17 protein-coding genes and 2 riboswitches are annotated in these 21,600 nt (G+C 70.9%); of the genes, 9 read left to right on the forward strand and 8 right to left on the reverse strand.

Annotated elements, in window-relative coordinates:
- On the reverse strand, positions 1-1,142 hold a 1,142-nt coding region (locus tag B2284_RS12175; protein ID WP_286697577.1), incomplete at its 3' end, for a magnesium chelatase ATPase subunit I.
- 77 nt (positions 1,143-1,219) lie between these two features.
- Positions 1,220-1,283: riboswitch (cobalamin riboswitch) on the reverse strand.
- Between the two features lie 72 nt (positions 1,284-1,355).
- Between B2284_RS12175 and B2284_RS12180 the strand changes: the two genes are divergently transcribed.
- Positions 1,356-2,717: a bifunctional cobalt-precorrin-7 (C(5))-methyltransferase/cobalt-precorrin-6B (C(15))-methyltransferase gene (locus tag B2284_RS12180; RefSeq protein ID WP_006945426.1), complete on the forward strand. Its 1,362-nt coding sequence runs from the start codon at positions 1,356-1,358 to the stop codon at positions 2,715-2,717.
- Positions 2,714-3,457 (forward strand): precorrin-4 C(11)-methyltransferase, encoded by a 744-nt coding sequence (cobM, locus tag B2284_RS12185; protein ID WP_136788399.1) that lies wholly within the window; start codon positions 2,714-2,716, stop codon positions 3,455-3,457. Before B2284_RS12180 ends, cobM begins: the two co-directional genes overlap by 4 nt.
- Positions 3,458-3,530: 73 nt before the next feature.
- Here the strand turns inward: cobM and B2284_RS12190 are convergent, their stop codons facing one another.
- The 5 genes from B2284_RS12190 to B2284_RS12210 all read right to left on the reverse strand — a co-directional run bounded on the left by B2284_RS12190 (position 3,531) and on the right by B2284_RS12210 (position 8,086).
- Positions 3,531-3,914, reverse strand: coding sequence for a hypothetical protein (locus tag B2284_RS12190; protein ID WP_136788398.1), 384 nt, complete (start codon positions 3,912-3,914; stop codon positions 3,531-3,533).
- 264 nt (positions 3,915-4,178) lie between these two features.
- Entirely contained in the window at positions 4,179-4,469 is a 291-nt protein-coding gene (locus tag B2284_RS12195; protein WP_074039385.1) for a hypothetical protein, read from the reverse strand.
- Positions 4,470-4,542: 73 nt separating this feature from the next.
- Positions 4,543-6,120, reverse strand: coding sequence for a precorrin-2 C(20)-methyltransferase (locus B2284_RS12200; RefSeq protein WP_074039384.1), 1,578 nt, complete (start codon positions 6,118-6,120; stop codon positions 4,543-4,545).
- Entirely contained in the window at positions 6,120-6,791 is a 672-nt protein-coding gene (locus B2284_RS12205; RefSeq protein ID WP_038568351.1) for a precorrin-8X methylmutase, read from the reverse strand. Before B2284_RS12205 ends, B2284_RS12200 begins: the two co-directional genes overlap by 1 nt.
- Complete coding sequence (locus B2284_RS12210) at positions 6,788-8,086, reverse strand: hypothetical protein (protein ID WP_136788397.1); 1,299 nt, start codon at positions 8,084-8,086, stop codon at positions 6,788-6,790. The genes B2284_RS12205 and B2284_RS12210 overlap by 4 nt, the downstream gene beginning before the upstream one ends.
- Positions 8,086-8,218, forward strand: a riboswitch (cobalamin riboswitch). Its footprint overlaps the gene before it by 1 nt.
- A gap of 58 nt (positions 8,219-8,276) precedes the next feature.
- On the opposite strand from B2284_RS12210, the gene cobN reads away from it, so the two are divergent.
- The 3 genes from cobN to B2284_RS12225 all read left to right on the forward strand — a co-directional run bounded on the left by cobN (position 8,277) and on the right by B2284_RS12225 (position 14,376).
- Entirely contained in the window at positions 8,277-11,957 is a 3,681-nt protein-coding gene (gene cobN, locus B2284_RS12215) for a cobaltochelatase subunit CobN (RefSeq protein ID WP_136788396.1), read from the forward strand.
- Between the two features lie 218 nt (positions 11,958-12,175).
- The gene (bluB, locus tag B2284_RS12220; RefSeq protein ID WP_083803229.1) at positions 12,176-14,017 is read left to right on the forward strand and encodes a 5,6-dimethylbenzimidazole synthase; all 1,842 of its coding nucleotides are present in this window, start codon (positions 12,176-12,178) and stop codon (positions 14,015-14,017) included.
- Positions 14,017-14,376 (forward strand): VOC family protein, encoded by a 360-nt coding sequence (locus B2284_RS12225; RefSeq protein WP_006945370.1) that lies wholly within the window; start codon positions 14,017-14,019, stop codon positions 14,374-14,376. The genes bluB and B2284_RS12225 overlap by 1 nt, the downstream gene beginning before the upstream one ends.
- A gap of 97 nt (positions 14,377-14,473) precedes the next feature.
- Here the strand turns inward: B2284_RS12225 and cobF are convergent, their stop codons facing one another.
- Both cobF and B2284_RS12235 read right to left on the reverse strand, forming a co-directional pair.
- Positions 14,474-15,262 carry a precorrin-6A synthase (deacetylating) gene (cobF, locus tag B2284_RS12230; protein WP_006945453.1) on the reverse strand — a complete coding sequence of 263 codons (789 nt, stop codon included), beginning with the start codon at positions 15,260-15,262 and terminating at the stop codon, positions 14,474-14,476.
- Between the two features lie 3 nt (positions 15,263-15,265).
- Complete coding sequence (locus B2284_RS12235; protein WP_006945436.1) at positions 15,266-16,717, reverse strand: cobyric acid synthase; 1,452 nt, start codon at positions 16,715-16,717, stop codon at positions 15,266-15,268.
- Between the two features lie 98 nt (positions 16,718-16,815).
- Here B2284_RS12235 and B2284_RS12240 point away from each other — a divergent pair, with 98 nt between their 5' ends.
- From B2284_RS12240 to B2284_RS12255, 4 genes are all read left to right on the forward strand, one after another.
- Complete coding sequence (locus tag B2284_RS12240) at positions 16,816-17,976, forward strand: aminotransferase class I/II-fold pyridoxal phosphate-dependent enzyme (RefSeq protein WP_038568331.1); 1,161 nt, start codon at positions 16,816-16,818, stop codon at positions 17,974-17,976.
- 126 nt (positions 17,977-18,102) lie between these two features.
- Positions 18,103-20,466, forward strand: a complete 2,364-nt coding sequence (coaE, locus tag B2284_RS12245; RefSeq protein WP_286697578.1) for a dephospho-CoA kinase — start codon at positions 18,103-18,105, stop codon at positions 20,464-20,466.
- Positions 20,467-20,476: 10 nt separating this feature from the next.
- Positions 20,477-21,064: a dephospho-CoA kinase gene (coaE, locus tag B2284_RS12250; protein ID WP_286697579.1), complete on the forward strand. Its 588-nt coding sequence runs from the start codon at positions 20,477-20,479 to the stop codon at positions 21,062-21,064.
- A gap of 48 nt (positions 21,065-21,112) precedes the next feature.
- Positions 21,113-21,600, forward strand: a 488-nt coding sequence (locus tag B2284_RS12255; RefSeq protein WP_286697580.1) for a DEAD/DEAH box helicase family protein, incomplete at its 3' end; no start/stop codon positions are given.

The following is a 21,600-nucleotide window of genomic DNA, read 5'->3' on the forward strand; positions in this document are numbered from 1 at the left end:
GGCGCGTCGTCGTCGTTGTCAGGCGCGTCGTCACCGTCACCCGGTTCGCCGTTCGGGTCGTCGTCCGAACCACCCGACGGGGGCTGCGGATCGTCGGGGCCTTCGGGGTCGGTCGGCGGTTCGGGTTCTTCGTCGAGCAGCCGGTCGAGCAGCTCCTCGTCGAGGCCGGGCGGGTCGAACGGCCCGCGTCGGCGACGGTGCGACAGCGCGAACCGGGCGGCGACGCGGATGTCGTCACGCGTCACGCGATCGCGCTCGCACCACGCCGCGTGGGCGAGCGCCGCGCGGGCGATGACGATGTCGGCGCGCATGCCGTCGACGTCGAATCCGGCACACACACGGGCGATGGTGCGTAGCGCCCACGCGCTCAGGTCGACGCCGTCGAGGGCCTCCTGCGCCCGGACGATGCGTGCCCCGATCTCGGTCTCGGCTGCCGCGTAGCGGGCAGAGAACGCGTCCGGGTCGGCATCGAAGGCGAGACGACGACGCACGACCTCGGCCCGCTCGTCGGGGTCGCGAGAGGCATTGACGTCGACCGACAGCCCGAAGCGGTCGAGCAGCTGGGGGCGCAGTTCGCCTTCCTCGGGGTTCATCGTCCCGACGAGCACGAAGCGGGCCGGGTGCGTCACCGACATGCCGTCACGTTCGACGGTGTTGCGACCCATCGCCGAGGCGTCGAGCAGCAGGTCGACGAGGTGGTCGGCGAGCAGATTGACCTCGTCGACGTACAGCAGCCCGCGGTGCGCCTGCGCGAGCAGACCGGGGTGGAACTCGGTGCGGCCGGCGCCGAGGGCCTGCGCGAGGTCCATCGAGCCGGTGACGCGGTCGTCGCTCGCACCGACAGGAAGTTCGACGAGGCGCGTCGGGCGTCGCTCAGCGGTGACGGCCGCGTCAGCGCCGATCGGGTGCGGGCCGTCCGGGCAGTCCGGCGCGGGGTCGGCGGGGTCGCACGAGAAGCGGCACCCAGCGACGACGTCCACCCGCGGCAGGACGCCGACGAGACCACGCACGATCGTGGACTTCGCGGTGCCCTTCTCACCCCGGACGAGAACGCCGCCGATGGCGGGGGAGATGGCTGTCAGGACGAGGGCGGTGGACAGGTCGTCGGCGCCGACGACAGCGGTGAAGGGAAAACGGGGCATCAGTTCGCCTCCTGGCAAGTGACCACGCTTGCCGCTCGGGGGCACCGACGCCGGACGACGCCAGTGGTCGCGGCGACGTCCTGGCTTACCCCGTCGGGGATCACAGTGGCGGGACCGCTGCCGGATTCGCACCGGCATTCCTCGCGCGCGACGGCCCCATCATGACAGACGCCGACGCCGCCCGAGGCCCCGGCGGGGCATAGGGTGTCGCCCATGATCGAGGTCGTCGGCATCCAGGACGGTGGGTGGGCGCTGCTGCCCGCCCACCTTCGGCAACTCGTCACGGACGCTGACGTCGTCGTCGGCGGACGACGGCACCTGGAGCTGCTGCCGCAGGTGGAGGGCCAGGAGCGCCTCACGTGGCCGCGCCCGTTGCGCGACGGGCTGCGCGAGCTCCTGTTCCATGCCGATGACCATGCCCATGGGCGCGCCACGTCGTCCGACGCCCACGAGACGGACGATGCCGCGTTCGGGCGCGTGGTCGTGCTCGCCTCCGGCGATCCGCTGCGCTCGGGTGTCGCGACGACGCTCATCGACGAGTTCAGTGCGGGCGCCGTTCGCGTCCATCCCGCACTGTCGAGCGAGACCCTCGCGCGCGCCCGGATGGGGTGGGCGGCCGAGAGCGTCGACGTCGTGACGACGGTGGGCCGCAGCATCGAGCGAGTGCGTCCATTCGTCACGCCCAGAGCGCGACTCGTCGTGCTGTGCTCCGACGCGCGCGGCCCGGGCGAGCTCGCCGCGCTGCTCGTGCAGTCGGGAGCACCGGAGGCGAGGCTGACGGCCTGGTGGCACCTCGGCGGGCCCGGGGAAGGGTCGCTACAGGCCACCGCCCAGGGGTGGCCCGACGGGGAACGCGACCTCGCCGAGCCGATTCCCGACCTCGTCCTCGTCTGCGTCAAGGTGCCCGACGAACTGGGCGCGGCCGACGTCGTCGGGACGGTTCCGGGCCGCGCCGAGACGTGGTTCGGCAATGACGGGCTCATCACGAAACGCGACGTGCGGGCTGCGGCACTCGCGCGATTGCGCCCCACGCGCGGCGCGCTGCTCTGGGATCTCGGCGCCGGCTCGGGGGCCGTCGGCATCGAATGGGCGCTCGCCGCGCCCGATGCTCGCACCGTCGCCGTCGAACGCGATGCCGTACGCGCCGAACGCGCCCGCGAGAACGCCCGCGCCCTCGGAGTCGATCATCGCGTCGACGTCGTCGAGGCGAGCGTCCACGATGTAGCCGTCCACGGCGCGCAGCACCGCGATGGCACCGCCTGCGGCCCCTGCCGTGACGGCGCCGCTCGCGCCACGAGCGACGCCCGTCACAGCGCTCCCGATGCGGTCTTCTTCGGTGGCGGGCTGAGCGCTGAGGCTGTGGACGCGGCCCTCGCGGCTCTACGCCCCGGTGGCCGCCTCGTCGCTCACGCCGTCACGCTCGAGAGCGAGAGCATCCTCCTCGACGCCTGGCGCACGCATGGCGGCGACCTCACGCGCCTGGCCGTCGAACACCTCGAACCCCTCGGCCGACTGCACGGCTGGCGCCCCGCGCGCGCCGTCGTCCAGTGGAGCTACGCGAAGGATCTGACATGACCGTTCACTTCATCGGTGCCGGCCCCGGCGCCGCCGACCTGCTGACGCTGCGCGCGGTGCGCCTGATCGAGAGTTCGCAGGTGTGCTTGTACGCCGGCACCTACCTCGACGACGCCGTCCTCGCCCATTGCCCGCCGGGCGCGCGCCGCGTCGACACACAGCACCTCACCCTCGACGAGATCATCGACGAGATCGTCGCCGCGGATGCGCTGGGGCACGACGTCGCGCGTCTGTGCTCGGGCGACCCTTCCGTCTACAGCGCCGTGGCCGAGCAGGGCCGTCGCCTCGACGCAGCCGGTATCGCCTGGGACGTCTGCCCGGGCGTGCCGGCCTACGCGGCCACAGCCGCGCGTGTCGGACGCGAGCTGACGGTGCCCGAGGTGACGCAGTCGATCGTCCTGACGCGTGCACAGCGCGATTCGACGCCGATGCCGGCGGGTGAGGAGCTCGCGAACTTCGCGCGGACGGGGGCGACACTCGTGCTCCACCTCGCGATCCGTCACACGCGGCGGCTGGCACACGAGCTGGCCGAGCACTACGGCACCGACTGTCCCGTTGTCGTGGGCTCGCAGGTCAGCAGCCCCGACGAACTCATCCTGCGCGGCACGCTCGCCGACATCGCCGATCAGGTCGAGGACGCGGGGCTGCGGCAGGCCGCCGTCATCCTCGTCGGGCCTGCGCTCGCGGCCCACGGCTTCGCCGAGTCGCACCTCTACAGCTGCAGCCGCGAACGAACGTGACGCACGAGAGCCACCGCGTCATCGGCGGTGGCTCTCGGGTGGCCTGCTCGGTCGGTGTCCTGACCGGCGTCGCTCAAAACCGGTGTGTCGGGTTCTGCCCGTCGACGTCGTTCGTGCCGTTCGCGCCGGGGTAGGGGCCCTGTTGCGCCTGGTAGGGGCCGTTCTGGGTCTGACGACGCTGCTGTTGCGCGAAGGCTTGCTCGCGCTGCTTGCGACCGCGACGCACCATGAAGAACAGGACGAGCGCGGCGACGACGAGCAGCGGCAACCCGATGAACATGAACACGAGCCCGCCGAAGAATCGCCCGACCCCGCTGCTGCGACGCTTCTTGCGGGACGGCGTGCGCCGCCGCTCGGGCTGCTGCCCGATGGACTGATGGTTCGTCGACGCGTCGACGAACGCGACGTTCTGGGCACCGTGCGCCGCAACGCCTGCCGTCCCAACGCCCCCGGTCACAGCTGCGGCTCGTGCTGACGACGCAGACGAGACGCTGGTCGACGCGGCAGTCACCGACGTGGGTTCAGCAGCGGACGCCGGGCCCGCGCCTTCGACGAGCAAGCAAACGGCAGCCGCGCCGGCGACAAGAATTCGACGCATCGTTCTCCCCCTTGAACGGTGATGTTCCGGTATCACGTGCATCTAACCGGGGTTCGTGACGGCCCGCAACCGAACCCGCACCCCGCGTCGGCCTGATATCTGTCTCAGGCAGACTCGCGTGGCTCAGGCGGGCTCGTCCAGCGGGAACTGATCGAGCAGCGCGTCGATCTCGGCGGGGTCGTGTCGGCCCGGCTGCTCCGGAGCCCCGGCTTCGGCGGAGGCCTCGACGAGCGCCTCCCCGAGGTGATGGGCCTCGGCGGGCGAGAGGTTGGTGTCGCGGATGAGGTCGTGGACGTCGCCGCGGGCGACGAGATGCACCTGGGCCCCATCCACCTCGACACCGAGCGTCGAGCCGTCGGGGTAGGTGACCGACGGCGACTCGGAGGAGCCGGTGTGGGGGGTGAAGTCGCTCATACCCCTGACGCTACGTGCCCGCGGGGCTCCTGTGTCCATCGCGACCCGACGGTTTTTCGACCGCCCGACGTGATCACCTCGACGGGACGAATCGCGCCGTCCACACGCGCCCGTCCGCCGTGGTGCGGGTGCCCTGGGAGCCGACGATGACGAGGCAACCCATGTCGATCGTCTCGGGGTCGAGCGCGGCCACGCTCGTCACCTCGAGGGCCTCCTGCTCGCGGCCGACATGACGTGCGACGACGACGGGTCGATCGCCTGGTAGTTCCTCACGCAGCACGGAGAGCGCTTGGTCGAACTGATGGGGGCGGCTCGCCGAGCGGGGGTTGTAGAACGCCATCGCGAGGTCGGCGCGGGCACAGGAGCGCAGGCGTGCGTCGATGACGTCCCACGGCTTGAGGCGGTCGGACAGGGAGATGAGCGCGTGGTCACCTCCGAGCACGGCGCCGGCCAGGGCGGCGGCGGCGTGCGCCGCCGTCACGCCGGGAACGACATGCACGGGCATCCCCGCGAGCGCGGCGTTCTCGGGTCGCTCGCGCGCCTCGAAGACGGCCGACGCCATCCCGAACACCCCGGCGTCGCCCCCGGAGACGACGGCGACATCGTGCCCGTCATGCGCCAGTTCGAGGGCCTGGGTGCCGCGATCGACCTCGACCGTGTTGCCGCTCGGGAGCCGGACGAGGCCATCGCGTGTGGGGACCCGGGCCACGTAAGGCGCATAGCCGATGACGTACGAGACGCGCCCCAGGACGTCAGCCGCCTCGGGCGTCAGCCAGGCGTCGGGGCCGGGCCCGAGCCCGACGACGAACACGGTTCCGGGCTCGCCCGACCTCTCGGACGTCGCTGCGGCGGGCAGCACGCCGGGGACTCGCTGCATCGCGGTCCGGCTCGAACTGCTCGCGCTTCCCGACGCGCGGCCGGCGGCGTCGGCGCGTCGATCGAGCCCGGGCACGACGACGAGCGACATGTACGGCACGTGCGACGGGTCGACCTGTGTGACAGGGAGGAGGCGTTCACCGTCACGGCTCGCCCGCTCGACGTACCAGGCGCGCTCGAGCAGGCCCGCCTGGGCGAGTGCTTCGCGCACGTTCGCGAAGGTGCGGCCCAGCTTCATGATGACGGCGGCGTCGGTGTCGGCGAGGCGGCGCGCCATCTCGGTGACGGGGAGGGTGCCGGGCAGCACGGTGAGCACGTCCTCGTGCCGGCACAACCCTGTCGACAGGCCTGCGGACGCCGCGGAGACCGACGTCACCCCGGGCACGACATGGGCGTCGAAACGCTCGGCGAGCAGGTCGTGGACGTACATCGACGAACCGAAGAACAACGGGTCGCCCTCGGCGAGCAGGACGACGCTGCGTCCGGCCTCGAGGTGGGCGCCGAGGCGCTCGGCGCACTCGAGGTAGAACGCCGCCATCGCACCGTGGTAGCCGCCGGGATGGTCGATCTCACCAGTCGTCACGGGGTAGACGAGCTCTTCCTCGACGACGCCGTCCGGGATGAGATCGGCCGCGATGGCGCGTGCGGTGCTCGGACGATGACCGGCGCGGTGGTAGGCGACGACGTCAGCGGTCTCGATGAGCCGAGCGGCCTTGCGGGTGATGAGTTCGGGGTCACCGGGGCCGACGCCGACGCACCACAGGCTGCCCGTCATCACAGGATCTCCTGCTCGGTCGCGAGGGCGTTGACGGCGGCCGCAGCCATGGCTGAGCCTCCCCGGCGCCCATGGACGGTCAGCCAGGGGATCTGTGATCCGTCGTCGAGACGATGCTCGGCGAGAGCGACCTTGGACTCGGCGGAGCCGACGAAACCGACGGGCATCCCGACGATCGCAGCCGGGCGCGGGGCGCCGTCGAGCAGCATCTCGAGCAGGTGGAACAGGGCCGTCGGGGCGTTGCCGATGGCGACGACGGCGCCGTCGAGGTGCGGTGCCCACAACGACGCGGCGGCGGCCGAGCGAGTCGTCGACCAGGCCTGTGCGAGCGCCGGCACCTGCGGTTCGCGCAGCGTACAGATGACGTCGTTGTCGGCGGGCAGTCGGCTGCGCGTCACGCCCGCGGCGAGCATGTGCGAGTCGGTGATGACGGGCGCGCCGGCGCGCAACGCGGCGAGAGCGGCCTCGCCGACGTCCGTGCTGCCGGCGATCTCGTCGATGACGCCGACGTCGCCTGCGGCATGCGCGACCCGCACCGCAGCACGGTGGACGCCCTCGGGCAGGTGGTCGAGCGTCACCTCACGACGGATCGTCGCGAACGACTCGCGATAGATGGCACGCCCGTCACGCTCGTAGTCGTAGCGGCGGGTCGGGGGAGCGATGTCGGTCATGAGCGGCCGTTCGGGTCGAGGATGTCGGTCAGGTTGTGAGGGGCGACGACGAGATGATGCTCGCCGGCGGGGCGGCCGCACGCACGCTCGCACCCGACGACGTGGACGCGGGGTGCGGCGGAAACGGTGGCACGTCGATCATCGGCGCTGGCATGCTCGGGCGTGCTCGCAGCGATGACGCTGCCGATGCGGCTGTCATCGAGCGCCGTGTCACACCAGTTGCCGTCGTCGAAGATCCTCGCCGCGGCCCGCGTGAGGTCGAGCGTCGAGACGTCGGTGCGACGGCAGTACGGTGCGCCGACGCAGGCGCTGAATCGCGCTCGGGCCGAACCGGGTTCGGTGACGAATCCGGCGCCGCGCAGATGCCTGGTCGCGCTGGGCAGGTCGGCGCCGTCGCGCAGCGTACGCACGACGATGCTGCGCTCGGGGGTGACGACGACGTCCTGCGTCACCTCGTCCAGGGCGCGAGCGGCCGGCGCGTCGAGCAGGCCGAGCGGGAGATGAACCTCCAGGCGGCTCTTGGACGTGGCCGCCGCGGTGCCGGTCGCGGGCCGGGCCTCGGCGCGGGGCATATCGGCGGCGCTCACCTCGGCGGCGCGCACCCGCTCGTCGAGTCGGGCGAAGAACGGATGATCGTCGGGCAGGTCGGTGACGTTCCAGAACCGCCCGTCATCATGCTGCGTCGTCGCGACGAAGTCCTCCGCGACAGCGACCAGCGTCGCCGCGGCCTGGTGCGCAGCACATGCGAACGACCGGCCACCGACGCGCACTTCGCCGGCACGCATCTGATCGACGTGCATCTCACCGGCCCGCGAGCCGTCATCGTCCGCGCCGAGAGCGAACGCGACATCGGCCGGCACCGCGGGCAGCGTCTCGTCCCCGGCGGCCAGCGCGAAGATCCATCGCCCCGACAATGACGCCAACGACGGCGTGTCGACGATCGCCGAATCCAGTTGCTGCACCAGGGAATCGAGCGACGCATCCGGCCCCGCGACGATGTTGCGCACCCGCTCGTGGGTTGCTGACGGCAGCATCCCGAGCGCCGCGACGGCGTCGACGAACGCGCCCGGCAGCGGCTCGTCCAAGCCGCGAAGCTGCAGGTTGCCGCGTGACGTCAGCTGCACGAACGGCTGGCCGAATCGTTCGGCAAGATCGCACACCGTCACGAGGTCATGGCTCGACACGCGGCCACCGGGCACGCGCAGGCGGACAATGGCGCCGTCGGCAGCTGCGAACGGGCGCAGCACACCGGGGCAGCGGTCGTCGACATCTCGTACGGGCACAGCGAGCAGCATACGAGCCGTCTCCGTTAGGCTCGGGCACGGTCGTCAGGTGATGGAACCCGGTGCGAATCCGGGACGGTCCCGCCACTGTGTGTCCGACGCATGCGTCGGCGAGTCAGGAACGCCCTGACGATCGACTCCCGTGCCACGGGAGCCCTCTCATGACGACGCGGGCGTGGACACCCGCGAAGGAGCTGCCCTCATGGCGCGCATCGCCCTCATCTCGACCTCCGACACCGACCTGCTCAGCGCTCGCGCGAGCGGCGCCGACTACGCCGTCTCCAACCCGGGGCGCGTCCCGACGCACGGCGACGCCTCCGAGGGCGCCGACATCGTCGTCGTCCGCCTGCTCGGCGGCCCGCAGGATCTGTGCAGTGGTTTCGCGGCGTACGCCGCCTCCGGCCGTCCCGTCGTCGTGCTCGGCGGTGAGCAGGAGCCCAACGCGGCCCTCATGGAGCGTTCGACGACGCCGCCCGGTGTCGCGGCGCAGGCCCACGAGTACCTCGCGCAGGGCGGTGCGGCGAACCTCAAGGAGCTGCACGCGTTCCTCAGCGACACGCTGCTCATGACCGGCGAAGGCTTCGAACCGCCCGTCGTCACGCCCTCGTGGGGTGTGCTCGAGCGTGCCGAGATCGCCGATGACGCCGAGAGCACCGACGGCGCCACGGCCACGAAGAAGCCCCGCGTCGCGGTGCTCTTCTATCGTGCCCAGTACGTCGCGGGCAACGACGCGTACGCCCATGCCCTCGCCGACGCGATCGACCGCGCCGGCGGCATCGGGGTGCCGATCTACGTCTCCAGCCTGCGCGAGGCCGACGCCGAACTGCTCGACCACCTCGCCGGTTACGACGCGCTCGTGACGACGGTGCTCGCGGCCGGCGGGTCGCGTCCGGCGTCCGCGGGCGCGGGGGAGGACGACGAGAGCTGGGACGTCCAGGCCCTCGCCGCGCTCGACGTCCCCATCGTCCAGGGGCTGTGCCTGACGTGGAGCCGTGAGCAGTGGGCCGCCTCCGATGACGGGATGACGCCGCTCGACGTCGCGACGCAGGTCGCGGTGCCCGAGTTCGACGGGCGCATCATCTCGGTTCCGTTCAGCTTCAAGGAGTTCGACTCGGACGGCCTGCCGTCCTACGTCGCCGACCCGGAGCGCTGCGACCGCGTCGCGGGCATCGTCGTCGGGCACGCGCGGCTGCGTCATCTCGACCCGTCGGAGCGCCGCATCGCCGTCATGCTGTCGGCGTACCCGACGAAGCACTCGCGCATCGGCAACGCCGTTGGCCTCGACACGCCCGTCTCGACGATCCGGCTGCTGCGCGCCATGCGCGAGGCCGGTTACGACCTCGGCGAACGCGGCGCGATCCCCGGTCTCGACGACATCGAACCGATCGAGGGCGAGGAGCTCGACACGACCGCGGGCAACGCGCTCATCCACGCCCTGATCGCCGCGGGCGGGCAGGACCCGGAGTGGTTGACGGACGCGCAGCTCACCGACGCGCACGTACGTATCCCCGCAGCGCTCTACCGCGAGTGGTTCGCCCGCCTGCCCGAGGATCTGCGCGAGGGGATGAGCGAGCACTGGGGTGAGGCGCCCGGTGAGCTGTTCGTCGACCGCTCCCATGACGAGGCCGGCGAGATCGTCACCGCGGCACTGCAGGCGGGCAACCTCGTCATCCTCGTGCAGCCGCCGCGCGGCTTCGGTGAGAACCCCATCGCGATCTACCACGACCCCGACCTGCCGCCCACGCACCACTACGTCGCGACCTACCGGTGGATCGAGGAGGAGTTCGGCGCCCACGCCGTCGTCCACATGGGCAAGCACGGCAACCTCGAGTGGATGCCGGGCAAGAGCCTCGGCATGTCCGCCTCGTGCGGCACCGATGCCGCGCTCGGCTCGCTGCCGCTCATCTACCCCTTCCTCGTCAATGACCCCGGCGAGGGCACCGAGGCCAAACGACGCGCGCACGCGACGATCGTCGACCACCTCGTGCCGCCGATGGCGCGCGCCGAGAGCTACGGCGACATCGCCCGCCTCGAGCAGCTGCTCGACGAGTACGGCAACGTCAGCGTCATGGACCCGGCGAAGGCGCCGGCGCTGCAGGGCGAGATCTGGACGCTCATCCGCGCGGCCGAGCTGCACCACGACCTCGGCCTCGAGGACATGCCGGACGAGGATTCGTTCGACGAGTTCGTCATGCACGTCGACGGGTGGCTGTGCGAGATCAAGGACGTGCAGATTCGTGACGGTCTGCACGTGCTCGGCGCCGCGCCCGAGGGCGAGGGCCTGACGAACCTCGTCGTCGCGATGCTGCGCTCCAACCAGCTCTTCGGCGGTGCGAAGGACGGGCTGCCGGGCTTGCGCACCGCGCTCGGCCTCGACCCGACGAGTGACGACCGCGACGCCACCGACAACGCCGAGCGGCACGCGCACGCCCTCGTCACCGCATTGGCTGCTGCCGTGTGGGATGCCGCGTCGGTCTCCGATGTCGTCGAGGCGCACCTCGCGGGGTTGGCGGACGACGAGGTCGCCGGCGTCGACCGCGCCGGCGTCGAGGCGTCCCTGCGGTTCGCCTGCACCCAGATCGTGCCGCGTCTGCAGCGGACACCGCAGGAGATCACCTCCGTGCTGCACGCGCTCGACGGTGGGTACGTCGCCGCCGGCCCGAGCGGTTCGCCGCTGCGCGGGCTCGTCAACGTCCTACCGACGGGCCGCAACTTCTACTCCGTCGACCCGAAGGCGATCCCGAGCCGCCTCGCGTACGAGACGGGCCGCGCGATGGCGGATTCGCTCATCGCCCGCTACCGCGAGGACGAGGGCGCGCTGCCCGAATCGGTCGGGCTGTCGGCGTGGGGCACCTCCGCGATGCGCACGAGCGGCGACGACATCGGCGAGATCCTTGCACTGCTGGGCATCATGCCCATCTGGGACGAGCAGTCACGCCGCGTCGTCGGGCTCGAACCGATCAGCCTCGAGGAGCTCGGGCGTCCGCGCATCGACGTCACCGTCCGCATCTCGGGGTTCTTCCGTGACGCCTTCCCGCACGTCGTCGCGATGATCGACGACGCCGTCAAGCTCGTCGTCGACCTCGACGAGCCGCTCGATCAGAACTTCCCGCGCGCGCACGCCCTCGCCGACGTCGAGACGCACGGCGACGAGCGGCGCGCCCGCACCCGCATCTTCGGTTCGAAACCGGGTTCGTACGGCGCGGGCCTGCTGCAGGTCATGGAGTCGGGCAACTGGCGCAGCAACGACGACCTCGCGGAGGTCTACACGGCGTGGGGTGGGTTCGCGTACGGCCGCGACCTCGACGGCGCGCCCGCACGCGACGACATGGAGCGCAACTATCGACGCATCCAGGTGGCGGCGAAGAACGTCGACAACCGCGAATCCGACATCCTCGACTCCGACGACTACTTCCAGTACCACGGCGGCATGGTCGCGACGGTGAAGGCACTGACGGGTGCCGAACCCAAGGCGTACGTGGGAGATTCGACGAGCCCTGACGCCGTGCGCACCCGCACGCTGACGGAGGAGACCGCCCGCATTTTCCGCGCCCGCGTCGTCAACCCGCGCTGGATCTCGGCGATGCAGCGCCACGGCTACAAGGGCGCGTTCGAGCTCGCCGCGACCGTCGACTACCTGTTCGGTTTCGACGCGACGAGCCAGGTCGTGCCCGACTGGATGTACGAGTCGATCGCGTCCGAGTACGTGCTCGACGAGACGAACCAGGCGTTCATGCGCCATGCGAACCCGTGGGCGCTGCGCGGCATCATCGAGAAGCTCGGCGAGGCGGCCGAGCGTGGACTGTGGGCGGAACCGAACCCCGAGACCGTCGCCGCGATGCAGCAGGTCTACCTCGACGTCGAAGGTGAGCTGGAGGAGTGAGCCCCGACGAGTCGCTGCGTGGAGTGCCGGCAGGGCCTGCGCGGGGTGCGCCGTCCCCGGATGTCGAGGGGATTCTGCGTCACGCCGGGGACGCCTCGCTCGCGGAGTCTTCTCGGAGCGCCGACTCGAGCGACGGAGATGGCTTCCGTCGTCCGACGCCTGTCATCGGTGACGCCTCGTCGGCGCGCGAACGCCGCGATGATCCGGCTGGCTGGTCCATGGGCGCGCAGGTGCAGGAAGCCCTCGCCGACGTCATCGGGGCGCGTCGCGACATTCGGCGTTATCGCCCCGACGCGGTGCCGGACGAGCTCGTGCGCGAGGTGCTCGCGGCGGGTCATGCCGGGCCGTCGGTCGGCCATTCACAGCCGTGGCGGTTCATCGTCGTGAGCAATCCGGCGACCCGGGATCGCGCTGCGCACCTCGCGGACACGGCACGCTTGCGGCAGGCTCGTCAGATGCTGCCCGAGCGGGCGGCGCGGTTGCTCGACCTCAAGCTCGAAGGGCTGCGCGAGGCGCCCGTCGGCGTCGTCGTGGCCTGTGACCGGCGCGTGCCCGCAGCGGGCGTGCTCGGGCGGGCGACGTTCACCGACACGGACGTCTGGTCGTGTGCGTGCGCCATCGAGAACATGTGGCTGACGGCGCGCGCCCACGGCCTCGGCATGGGGTGGGTGACGCTGTTCGAACCCGCCGATCTGGCTGATCTGCTCGGCCTGCCCGACGGCGTCGAGACCCTCGGCTGGATGTGCCTCGGCTGGCCCGACGAGCGTCCGCCCGAACCAGGTCTGCAGCGCGCCGCATGGTCGGCCAAGCTGGCCCTCGACGACGTCGTGCTGGCAGAACGCTGGCCCGAGACGGGTGAGATCGATGCCACGGCACGCGAACCGGAGACCGTGGGTGTCGACGGCGGCCCGGCGGCGGCGTTCGGTCCAGGGGCCCCCGCGTCAGGCTTGCGACCGACCGAGCCGCCACCGTCCTACCTCGCCGGCCCCGAAGGCGCCCGTCTCGTCGCCGCCAGCGACGACGCCGACCGCCTGCTCGCTCCGCCGGAGGCGCTCGGGGTGCTCGACCGCGTCGTCAACCGGGTCGCCGCCATCGCCGGGCCGGACGTCGCCGGCGGCACACTGGTCCTGGCCGGTGCCGACCACCCGGTCACCCGCCACGGCGTGAGCGCCTACGCCTCGTCCGTGACGGCCGACGTCATGCGCGCGGCCAGGGCGGGCACTTCCCTTGGAGCGGCACATGCGCGTTCGGCCGGCCTTGCCTGTCTTGTCGTCGATGCCGGCGTGGACGGGCGGCAGCCGGCGCCTGCATCGGGTGCCGATGAGCTTTCCGCGGGCGTCCCCACCGAGCGCGTGGACCTCGTGGGGCCACGGGGTGACCTGGTTGACGCCGACGCGCTCACCCCGCACGACGTCGAGGCGTGTCTTGCGGCCGGGCGGCGGCTCGGGGCGAGGGCCGGGGCGAGCGGTCTCGTCGTGCTCGGCGAGGTCGGCGTCGGCAACACGACGATCGCCGCTGCTCTCGCGGCGGCGCTGCTCGAGGCTCCGTCCGACGCTGTGCTCGGCCTCGGATCGGGCGCGGATGCCGCGATGATGGCGCGCAAGAAGCGCGTGGTCGAGGCCGCACTGGAGCGCAGCCAAGGCTCACGTGACGTCGCCACGAATCGGGGCGAGCGTGCCCGCCTGGCACTCACGCAGGTCGGTGGGCCGGAGGTCGCGGTGCTCGCAGGTGTCGTGCTCGGCGCCGCTGAGGCGCACGCGCCGATCGTCCTCGACGGACTGGCGACGTCTGTCGCGGCTTTGGCGGCCGCACGGATGGAGCCGTCGGTCCAGGCGTATCTCGTGGCGGGTCAGCGCAGCCGGGAGAGCGCGCACGGTCTCGTGCTCGACGAACTCGGCCTCGAACCACTGCTCGACCTGCGCCTTCGCGCCGGCGAGGGCGTCGGTGCGTGTCTCGCTGCGGGGATGATCCTGCAGGCGCTGGACGCGCGCCGCGCCTCCGTGCGCACGACCGATGCCGGCGGCGTACTCGGCGACGGTGATGCGGCAGGAGACAGCTGATGGGGCTGTATCTGTCCCACACGACCTGGGACGCGCGCGATCCGTTCGCCGTCGCGCAGTTCTGGCGCGCACTCATGGGATGGGAGATCGCCGAGCCGGAGTCGTACCGTCCCGGCTCGGACGAGTGCTCACTCGAGGCCCCGAACGGCACCATCGTGCTGTTCTACCGGGTGCCCGATGCGAAGCAGGTGAAGAATCGCGCCCACATGGATCTGCGGGCTCAGGCCTCGACGCGTGATGCCGAGATCGAGCGTGCCCTCGCCCTCGGCGCGACGATGGTCGACGATCGCCGCAGCGACCTCGGCTGGGCCGTCCTCGCCGACCCAGACGGCAACGAGTTCTGCATCCTCGACGGTTGAGAGCTGAAACCCTGTATGGCGCGATCGCGGCTCTCACGACATCCCGCCTCTCAGGAACGAGACCCAGGAGTGCGGTGGCCGACGGCGGGGCCACTCGTCAGGATGCCGGCAGGCTCAGCGCGTAGACGTCCATGACCCAGCCGTGCTCCTGCTTCAGGCGGGCACGAACGTCGACGATCTCGTCGATGACGTCGACGAGGCGGCCCGCGCGCAGCGTCTGCTGGGGCATGCCGACATACGCGCCCCAGTGGATGACGAGGTCAGGGTGCGTCTCGACGAGGTGGCGGCACGCGAGGTGCCCGTCGAGCATGACGACGACCGTTCCGAGGCCGGGGGACCATTCAGTCATGAGCCGTCGACCGGTCGTGACGTGCACCGGTTGGCCGATCTGGTGCAGCACGATGCCGTGCGCCGCGGCGAGGGTCTGGAACGCCGAGATGCCCGGAATGACAACCGAGTTCACCGGCCGATGGCGCGCCAGACGATCGACGACGCGGATCGTCGAGTCGTAGAACGCGGGGTCACCCCAGACTAGGAATCCGACGACGATTCCCGGCTCGAGCGCGTCGATCACCTCGCCCCACGCGTGAGCGCGCGCGTCGTGCCAATCGAGAACACCGTCGGTGTACTGGTGCGCGTCACGCTCGGCGTCGGGGCCGCGCCGCGGATCGGGGAGCGCGACGAACCGGTAGCTGCCCTCGGCCAGATGCGTGCGGCACAGCGCCTCGCGCACCTCGACGAGCTCGCGCTTCTCATCGCCCTTGTCGGCGACGAGGAAGACGTCGACCTCACGCATCGCGTCGATCGCCTCGAGCGTCAGATGACGCGGGGAGCCCGCGCCGATACCGATGACGCGAACCTCGCGAGGGGTCGTGGTGTCCGTCATGATTCAGCCCTTCCTCATCGCCAGGTCGAGCAGCGCGTCGACGTCGAGGTGTTCGTCGCAGGCGTCGGCGAGGGCGTCGATCATGGCTGAACGTCGGGCACGGAACCCCATCGCGCCGTCGCGAGGCACCCACGCCGAGCCCGACGCGCGGGCGACGTCACGCAGCCACGCCCGCCGGAATCCGTCGTTCTCGAGGGTGCCGTGCCAGATCGTGCCCCACACGGCCCCCGCGCACGTACCGCCGGGAAAGTTCGGTTCGGCGGTGACGACACCGTGGTGGATCTCGTAGCCGTCGACGTCCTCGCCCCGCCACGTTCCAGCGGGCCGAGCCAACGTCTTCTCCGCCTCGAACCTCACCGATCCGCGCAGGTGCCCGAGCCCGTCGACCGCCCCGACACCGGATTCCACGGAATCCTCCAGCCGGTCGACGAGCATCTCGTAGCCGCCGCAGATGCCGAGCACCGGCGCCCCACGCCGAACGCGGTCGGCGACGACGTCGGCGAGCCCGCGGGCGCGCAGCCAAGCCAGATCACTGACGGTCGCGCGACTGCCCGGCAGGACGAGCAGGTCGGCCTCACGGCACAGGTCGGCGTCCGTCGTCACCCTCACGTCGACGCCCGGTTCGGCGGCGAGAGCATCGACGTCGGTCGCGTTGCTCGTGCGCGGAAACCGGACGACGGCGACGCTCAGACACGCCTCGTCTGCATCGCCGCCCGCAAGACTCGGTCGCCACCGACCGATCGACAAGGCATCCTCAGAGTCGAGCCACACATCCTCGAGCCATGGCAGCACGCCGCGGCAGGGCAGGCCGGTACGTCGCGTGATCTCGTCGAGACCGGGCTCGAGGACGGACGCGTCGCCGCGAAACTTGTTGATGACGTACGCCGCGAGATGGCGACGATCGTCGTCGTCGAGCAACGCCCACGTCCCGTACAGCGCGGCGAGCACACCGCCGCGGTCGATGTCGCCGACGAGGGCGACGGGCAGGTCGAAGCGGCGCGCGAGCCCCATGTTGACGTAGTCGCCGCCGCGCAGGTTGATCTCGGCGGGGGAGCCGGCACCCTCGGCGATGACGACGTCGACGTCGCCCGCCAGCTCCTCGAAGGCCGTGAACGCCGCGTCCGCGAGGTGACGGCGGCCCGTCGCGTACTCACCGGCGCGCAACCGCCCTGCCGGTCGGCCACGCAGGACGACGAACGCCTCCCGGTCGCTGCCCGGCTTGAGCAGGACTGGGTTGTGCACGCTCGCGGCCTCGACGCCCGCAGCCTCGCACTGCAGGTACTGCGCGCGCCCGATCTCGCTGCCGTCACGGCACACCATCGAGTTGTTCGACATGTTCTGCGACTTGAACGGGGCCACACGCACCCCGCGTCGCGCCCACGCCCGCGCGAGCCCGGTGACGACGAGCGACTTGCCCGCATCGGAGGAGGTACCGGTCACGAGGAGGCCATTCACGCCCCTACCCTAAACGTTTCACGAGGTCTCGCTCTGCGGCATGATGGCTGCGTCGGGCCCCGCGAGATCCGCGGGGCCACCAGCTCGAAAGGCGCACCGTGCCTCGTTTCATCTCCTCCCGTTACCAGGCGGGTTCCGCGACGCAGATGTCCGTCATCGCCGACCGTGCGCGCGAGTTCGACGACGTCATCAACTTCAGCCTCGGCGACCCCGACCTGACGACCGACGCCGGCATCATCGAGGCTGCCGCGGCCGACGCGAAGGCCGGCCACACGCACTACACCTCGAGCCTGGGTTACCCGGAGCTGCGCCAGGGCATCGTCGACATGTACCGCGACGACTACGGCGTAGAACGCAGCGTCGACGACGTCATGGTGACGACGTCGGGCTGCCACGCGATGTGGCTCGTCATGGAGACGCTGCTCGACGACGGTGACGAGGTGCTCGTCATCGAGCCGTACTTCACGCCGTACCCGCACCAGGTGCGTCTCGCGCGCGGCGTGCCCGTCTTCGTGCCGACGACGAAGGAGAACGGCTTCCAGGTGACGATCGGCGACCTCGAGGCCGCCATCACGCCGCGCACGCGCGGCGTCATCGTCAACACGCCGTGCAACCCGACGGGTGTGCAGTGGAGCCGCGAAGCGCTCGAGGGCGTCGCGCGGGTCGCAACGGAGCACGACCTCGTCGTTGTCGCCGACGACATCTACACGTTGTTCACCTACCGCGAGCCGTTCGTGCCGTTCGCGTCGCTGCCCGGCATGGCGGAGCGCACCGTGACGATCGGGTCGTTCAGCAAGGACTACCTCATGACTGGGTGGCGCATCGGGTGGATCCTCGCCCCGGCCGACTTCGTCTCGACGGCGCGTGACGTCAACGAGAACAACGTCTTCACCGCGCCCTCGATCTCGCAGCGCGCGGCCCTCAACGCTCTCGAACGACGCGCCGAGCTGCGTCCGCCCGTCAAGGAGCTCTACCGCGGCCGCCTGCAGCGCGCATATGAGCGCGTGCAGCGGCTGCCGCACATGGACGCCTTCGAGCCGCAGGGCACGATCTACCTGTGGGTCGACATCCGCGAGACCGGTCTGACGTCGCTCGAGTGCGCCGCGCGCATCGTCGAGGAAGCCCACATCCTGACGATCCCCGGCACCGCGTTCGGCGCGTCGGGCGAAGGGTTCCTGCGTCTCGCTGTCACCGTCGGCGAGGAGCAGATCGACGAGGCCTTCGACCGCCTGGAGCGCATGAGCATCTTCGGCGACTGACGGCGGCCTGGGGGCACTCGGCGCGAGCCGCGGGCACCACGTAGGGTTGGCCCTCGTGCCACGAGGGCACGACCCGGCTCGTGGCGATCGTCCGCGGGCTCGGGCACCACCGACCCCGAAGCGTTGATGAGCTCCTTCACCACCCGTCTGCACGACCGTCTCGGCCTACGTACGTCACCGCGGATCTTCTTCGGCTCCGCTGCGCTGATCGTCGTGTTCACCGCGTCCATGGCACTCTTCCCCGACCCGGTGCGTTCCGTCTTCGGTGCGGCGGCGCACTGGTTGCGTTTCGACCTCGGCTGGTTCTACACGGCGGCCGCGACCCTTCTCGTCGTCTTCTCGCTGGGGCTCGCCGCAAGCCGTTACGGGCGCGTCAAGCTCGGCCCTGACGACGCCGAGCCCGCCTATTCGGGGCTGTCGTGGTTCGCGATGATGTTCGCGGCCGGCGTCGGCGCGACGTTGATGTTCTGGGGCATCGCCGAGCCGATGAACCACTACGCGCGCCCGCCGCTCGGCGCGGCGCCCTACTCGGACGAAGCGGCGTGGGACGCGCTGTCGATCGCGAACTTCCACTTCGGCATCCACATGTGGGCCATCCTCGTCGTGCCCGGCCTGTGCTTCGGGTACTTCACGTACAAGCGGAACCTGCCGCCGCGCGTGTCGTCTGCGTTCCATCCGCTGCTCGGCGACCGCATCCACGGCCCCATCGGCCAGGCCATCGACATCATCGCCGTCGTCTCCACCGTCTTCGGTCTCGCCGTCTCGACGGGGCTCGGTGCGCTGCAGATCAACTCGGGCATGAACGATGTCTTCGGCTTGCCGATCGCCGGGTGGGTGCAGGCCGCGATCCTCGCCGTCATCACGGCGGCTGCGCTGACGTCCGTGCTCGCCGGCATGGACAAGGGCGTCAAGAACCTGTCCTACGCCAACATCCTCATGGCGATCGCGCTGCTCCTCTTCGTGGCGATGACGGCGATGTCGGCCTCCGACGTGGCGCGCGGCATCGTCGAGTCGGCCGGTCGCTACCTGTCGCAGCTGCCGATGCTGTCGACGTTCAACGACACGATGCACCACGGCGCGTGGTCGGGTCAGTGGACGGTCTTCTACTGGGCGTGGACGGTGACGTGGGCACCGTTCGTCGGGATGTTCGTCGCCAAGATCTCGCGCGGACGCACCATCCGCGCGTTCGTGACGGCATCGATCGGGCTGCCCAGCGCCTTCGTCATCGTGTGGATCGGCGTGTACGGCCTCACGTCGATCACGAGCGATCGAGCGAGCGCGAAGGCTGCGGGCCAGGGCGGTTCGCTCGCGCACACCATCGTCGACGAGAACAACCCGCAGGCGGCGCTGTTCCAGTTCTTGCGCGACCTGCCCGGCTACCTGCCCGTCGCGACGCTGGCGCTCGCCGTCATCGTCATCTTCTTCATCACCTCGATCGACTCGGGCGCGCTCGTCATGGACGCCATGGTCAACGGCCACGAGGACGCGTCGGTGCGCCGTCAGCGCGTGTTCTGGTCGCTGTCGGTGGGCGCCGTCTGTGCTGCGATCATCCTCACGGCGGGCGAGGACGGGCTGTCGGCGCTGCAGGAGGTCATCATCGTCATCGGGTTCCCCATCACGGTCCTGACGGTCCTGCAGGCCTGGCTGTTGTTCCAGGCGCTGCGTGAGGACGCCGGAGCGGCACGCCCGATGCGGACCCGCCAGTGGAAGCAGGTGCTGCCCGCCGAGGAGTACGAGCGGCGCGCCGCCGAGGGCGTGCTCGACGAGGACGCCTACGTCGTCCTGCCCGAGTTCGAGGAGGGCACCGAGCCGGAGTTCGAGACGCACGTCCCGACGACGGCGCAGACGCAGCAGCAGGCCGCGGAGCGCGCCGCCGTCTCCATCGGGCTGGCGGGACCGGTCGCCGCGGGCAAGTCGGTCGTCGGCGACGCGTTCGAGCGCCGCGGCGCGGTCGTCGTAGAGTTCGACGAGGTGATGCGCGAACTGCTCGTGCCGGGCGAGGAAGCCCTCGACCGGTTGCGGGAGGTGTTCTCCGAGACGATCGCCCACCCCGACGGCACGATCGACTGGCACACGCTCGACGACCTCACGACGCGCAGCCCCGCGGCGCGCGAGCGGATGTACGCCGTCATCGGCCCGTTCGTGCGTGCGGAGGCCGACGCCCGGGCCAAGGCCGTGGGCGATGACTCGGTGCTCGTGCTCGACCTCGCGCTGCTGACGGACGCCGCGACGCCGCGCGACTTCGACCACGTCGTCGTCGTGGAGGCGCCGGCGGAGGTGCGCGTCGAACGGCTCATGGCCGAGCGTGGACTGGATCTTGAGCAGGCCTGGGCCGAGATCGACGCCGACACGCAGGGGCGCGAGCGCAGCGACGCGGCCGACGTCGTCCTCTCGAACGAGGGCAGCATCGACGAGCTCGACGCCGCTGTCGGTGCGTTCTGGGAGGATGAGGTCGCACCGGCGCTGAACAGTGCCGCGACGCGCGTCTGAGGAGGCGACGATGAAGGTCGGGTTGACGGGTGGGATCGGTTCGGGCAAGTCTGCGGTGGCCCGATTGCTCGTCGAGCACGGGGCGCTGGTGGTCGACGCCGACGCCGTCGCGCGCGAGGTCGTCGCGCCCGGCAGTGCGGGGCTCGCGCAGATCGCCGACCGCTTCGGTGACGGCGTCCTGACGGCGCGGGGCGAGCTGGATCGCGGCGCGCTGGGGACCATCGTCTTCGCGGACGAGGGCGCGCGGCGCGACCTCGAAGCCATCACGCACCCGCTCATCGCGGCGCGCACGCTCGAGTTGTTCGCCGCGGCGAAACCGGGGCAGGTGCTCGTGCACGACATTCCGTTGCTCGTCGAGCTGGGGCGCGAGGGCGACTACGACGTCGTCATCGTCGTCGATGCGCCCGTCGAGACGCGTCTGCAGCGGCTCGAGGAGCACCGCGGGATGCCGCGTGAGGTCGCCGAGGCGCGCATGCGCAGCCAGGCGAGCGACGAGCAGCGCCGCGCCGTGGCCGACGTGTGGATCGACAACGCGGGGGACGAGGACGCGTTGCGTCGCCGCGTCGACGACGTGTGGCGCACGCACTTGCAGGGCTGAGGACCGCGGGATTCCGGGGTTGTCAGTGGGCGGGTCTAGGGTTGCGGCATGCGTCCAGTCACCGATCTGCAGCGTTCTGTCGCACCCATCAAGGTCGAATCCGAGTTCGAGCCCGCCGGCGATCAGCCGAAGGCCATCGCCGAGTTGTCGAAGCGCGTCAAGGCGGGGGAGCAGGACATCGTCCTGCTCGGTGCGACGGGTACCGGAAAGTCGGCGACGACGGCGTGGCTGATCGAGCAGGTGCAGCGCCCGACGCTCGTGCTCGCGCCCAACAAGACGCTCGCGGCGCAGCTCGCCAACGAGTTCCGAGAGTTGTTGCCGCACAACGCCGTCGAGTACTTCGTCAGCTACTACGACTACTACCAGCCCGAGGCGTACGTGCCGCAGACGGACACGTACATCGAGAAGGATTCCTCGATCAACGAGGAGGTCGAGCGGCTGCGTCACTCGGCGACCAACTCGCTGCTGACGCGGCGTGACGTCGTCGTCGTCGCGTCCGTGTCGTGCATCTACGGTCTCGGCACGCCGCAGGAGTA

Source organism: Dermacoccus sp. UBA1591 (assembly GCF_002322065.1).
Taxonomy (GTDB): Bacteria; Actinomycetota; Actinomycetes; order Actinomycetales; family Dermatophilaceae; genus Dermacoccus; species Dermacoccus nishinomiyaensis.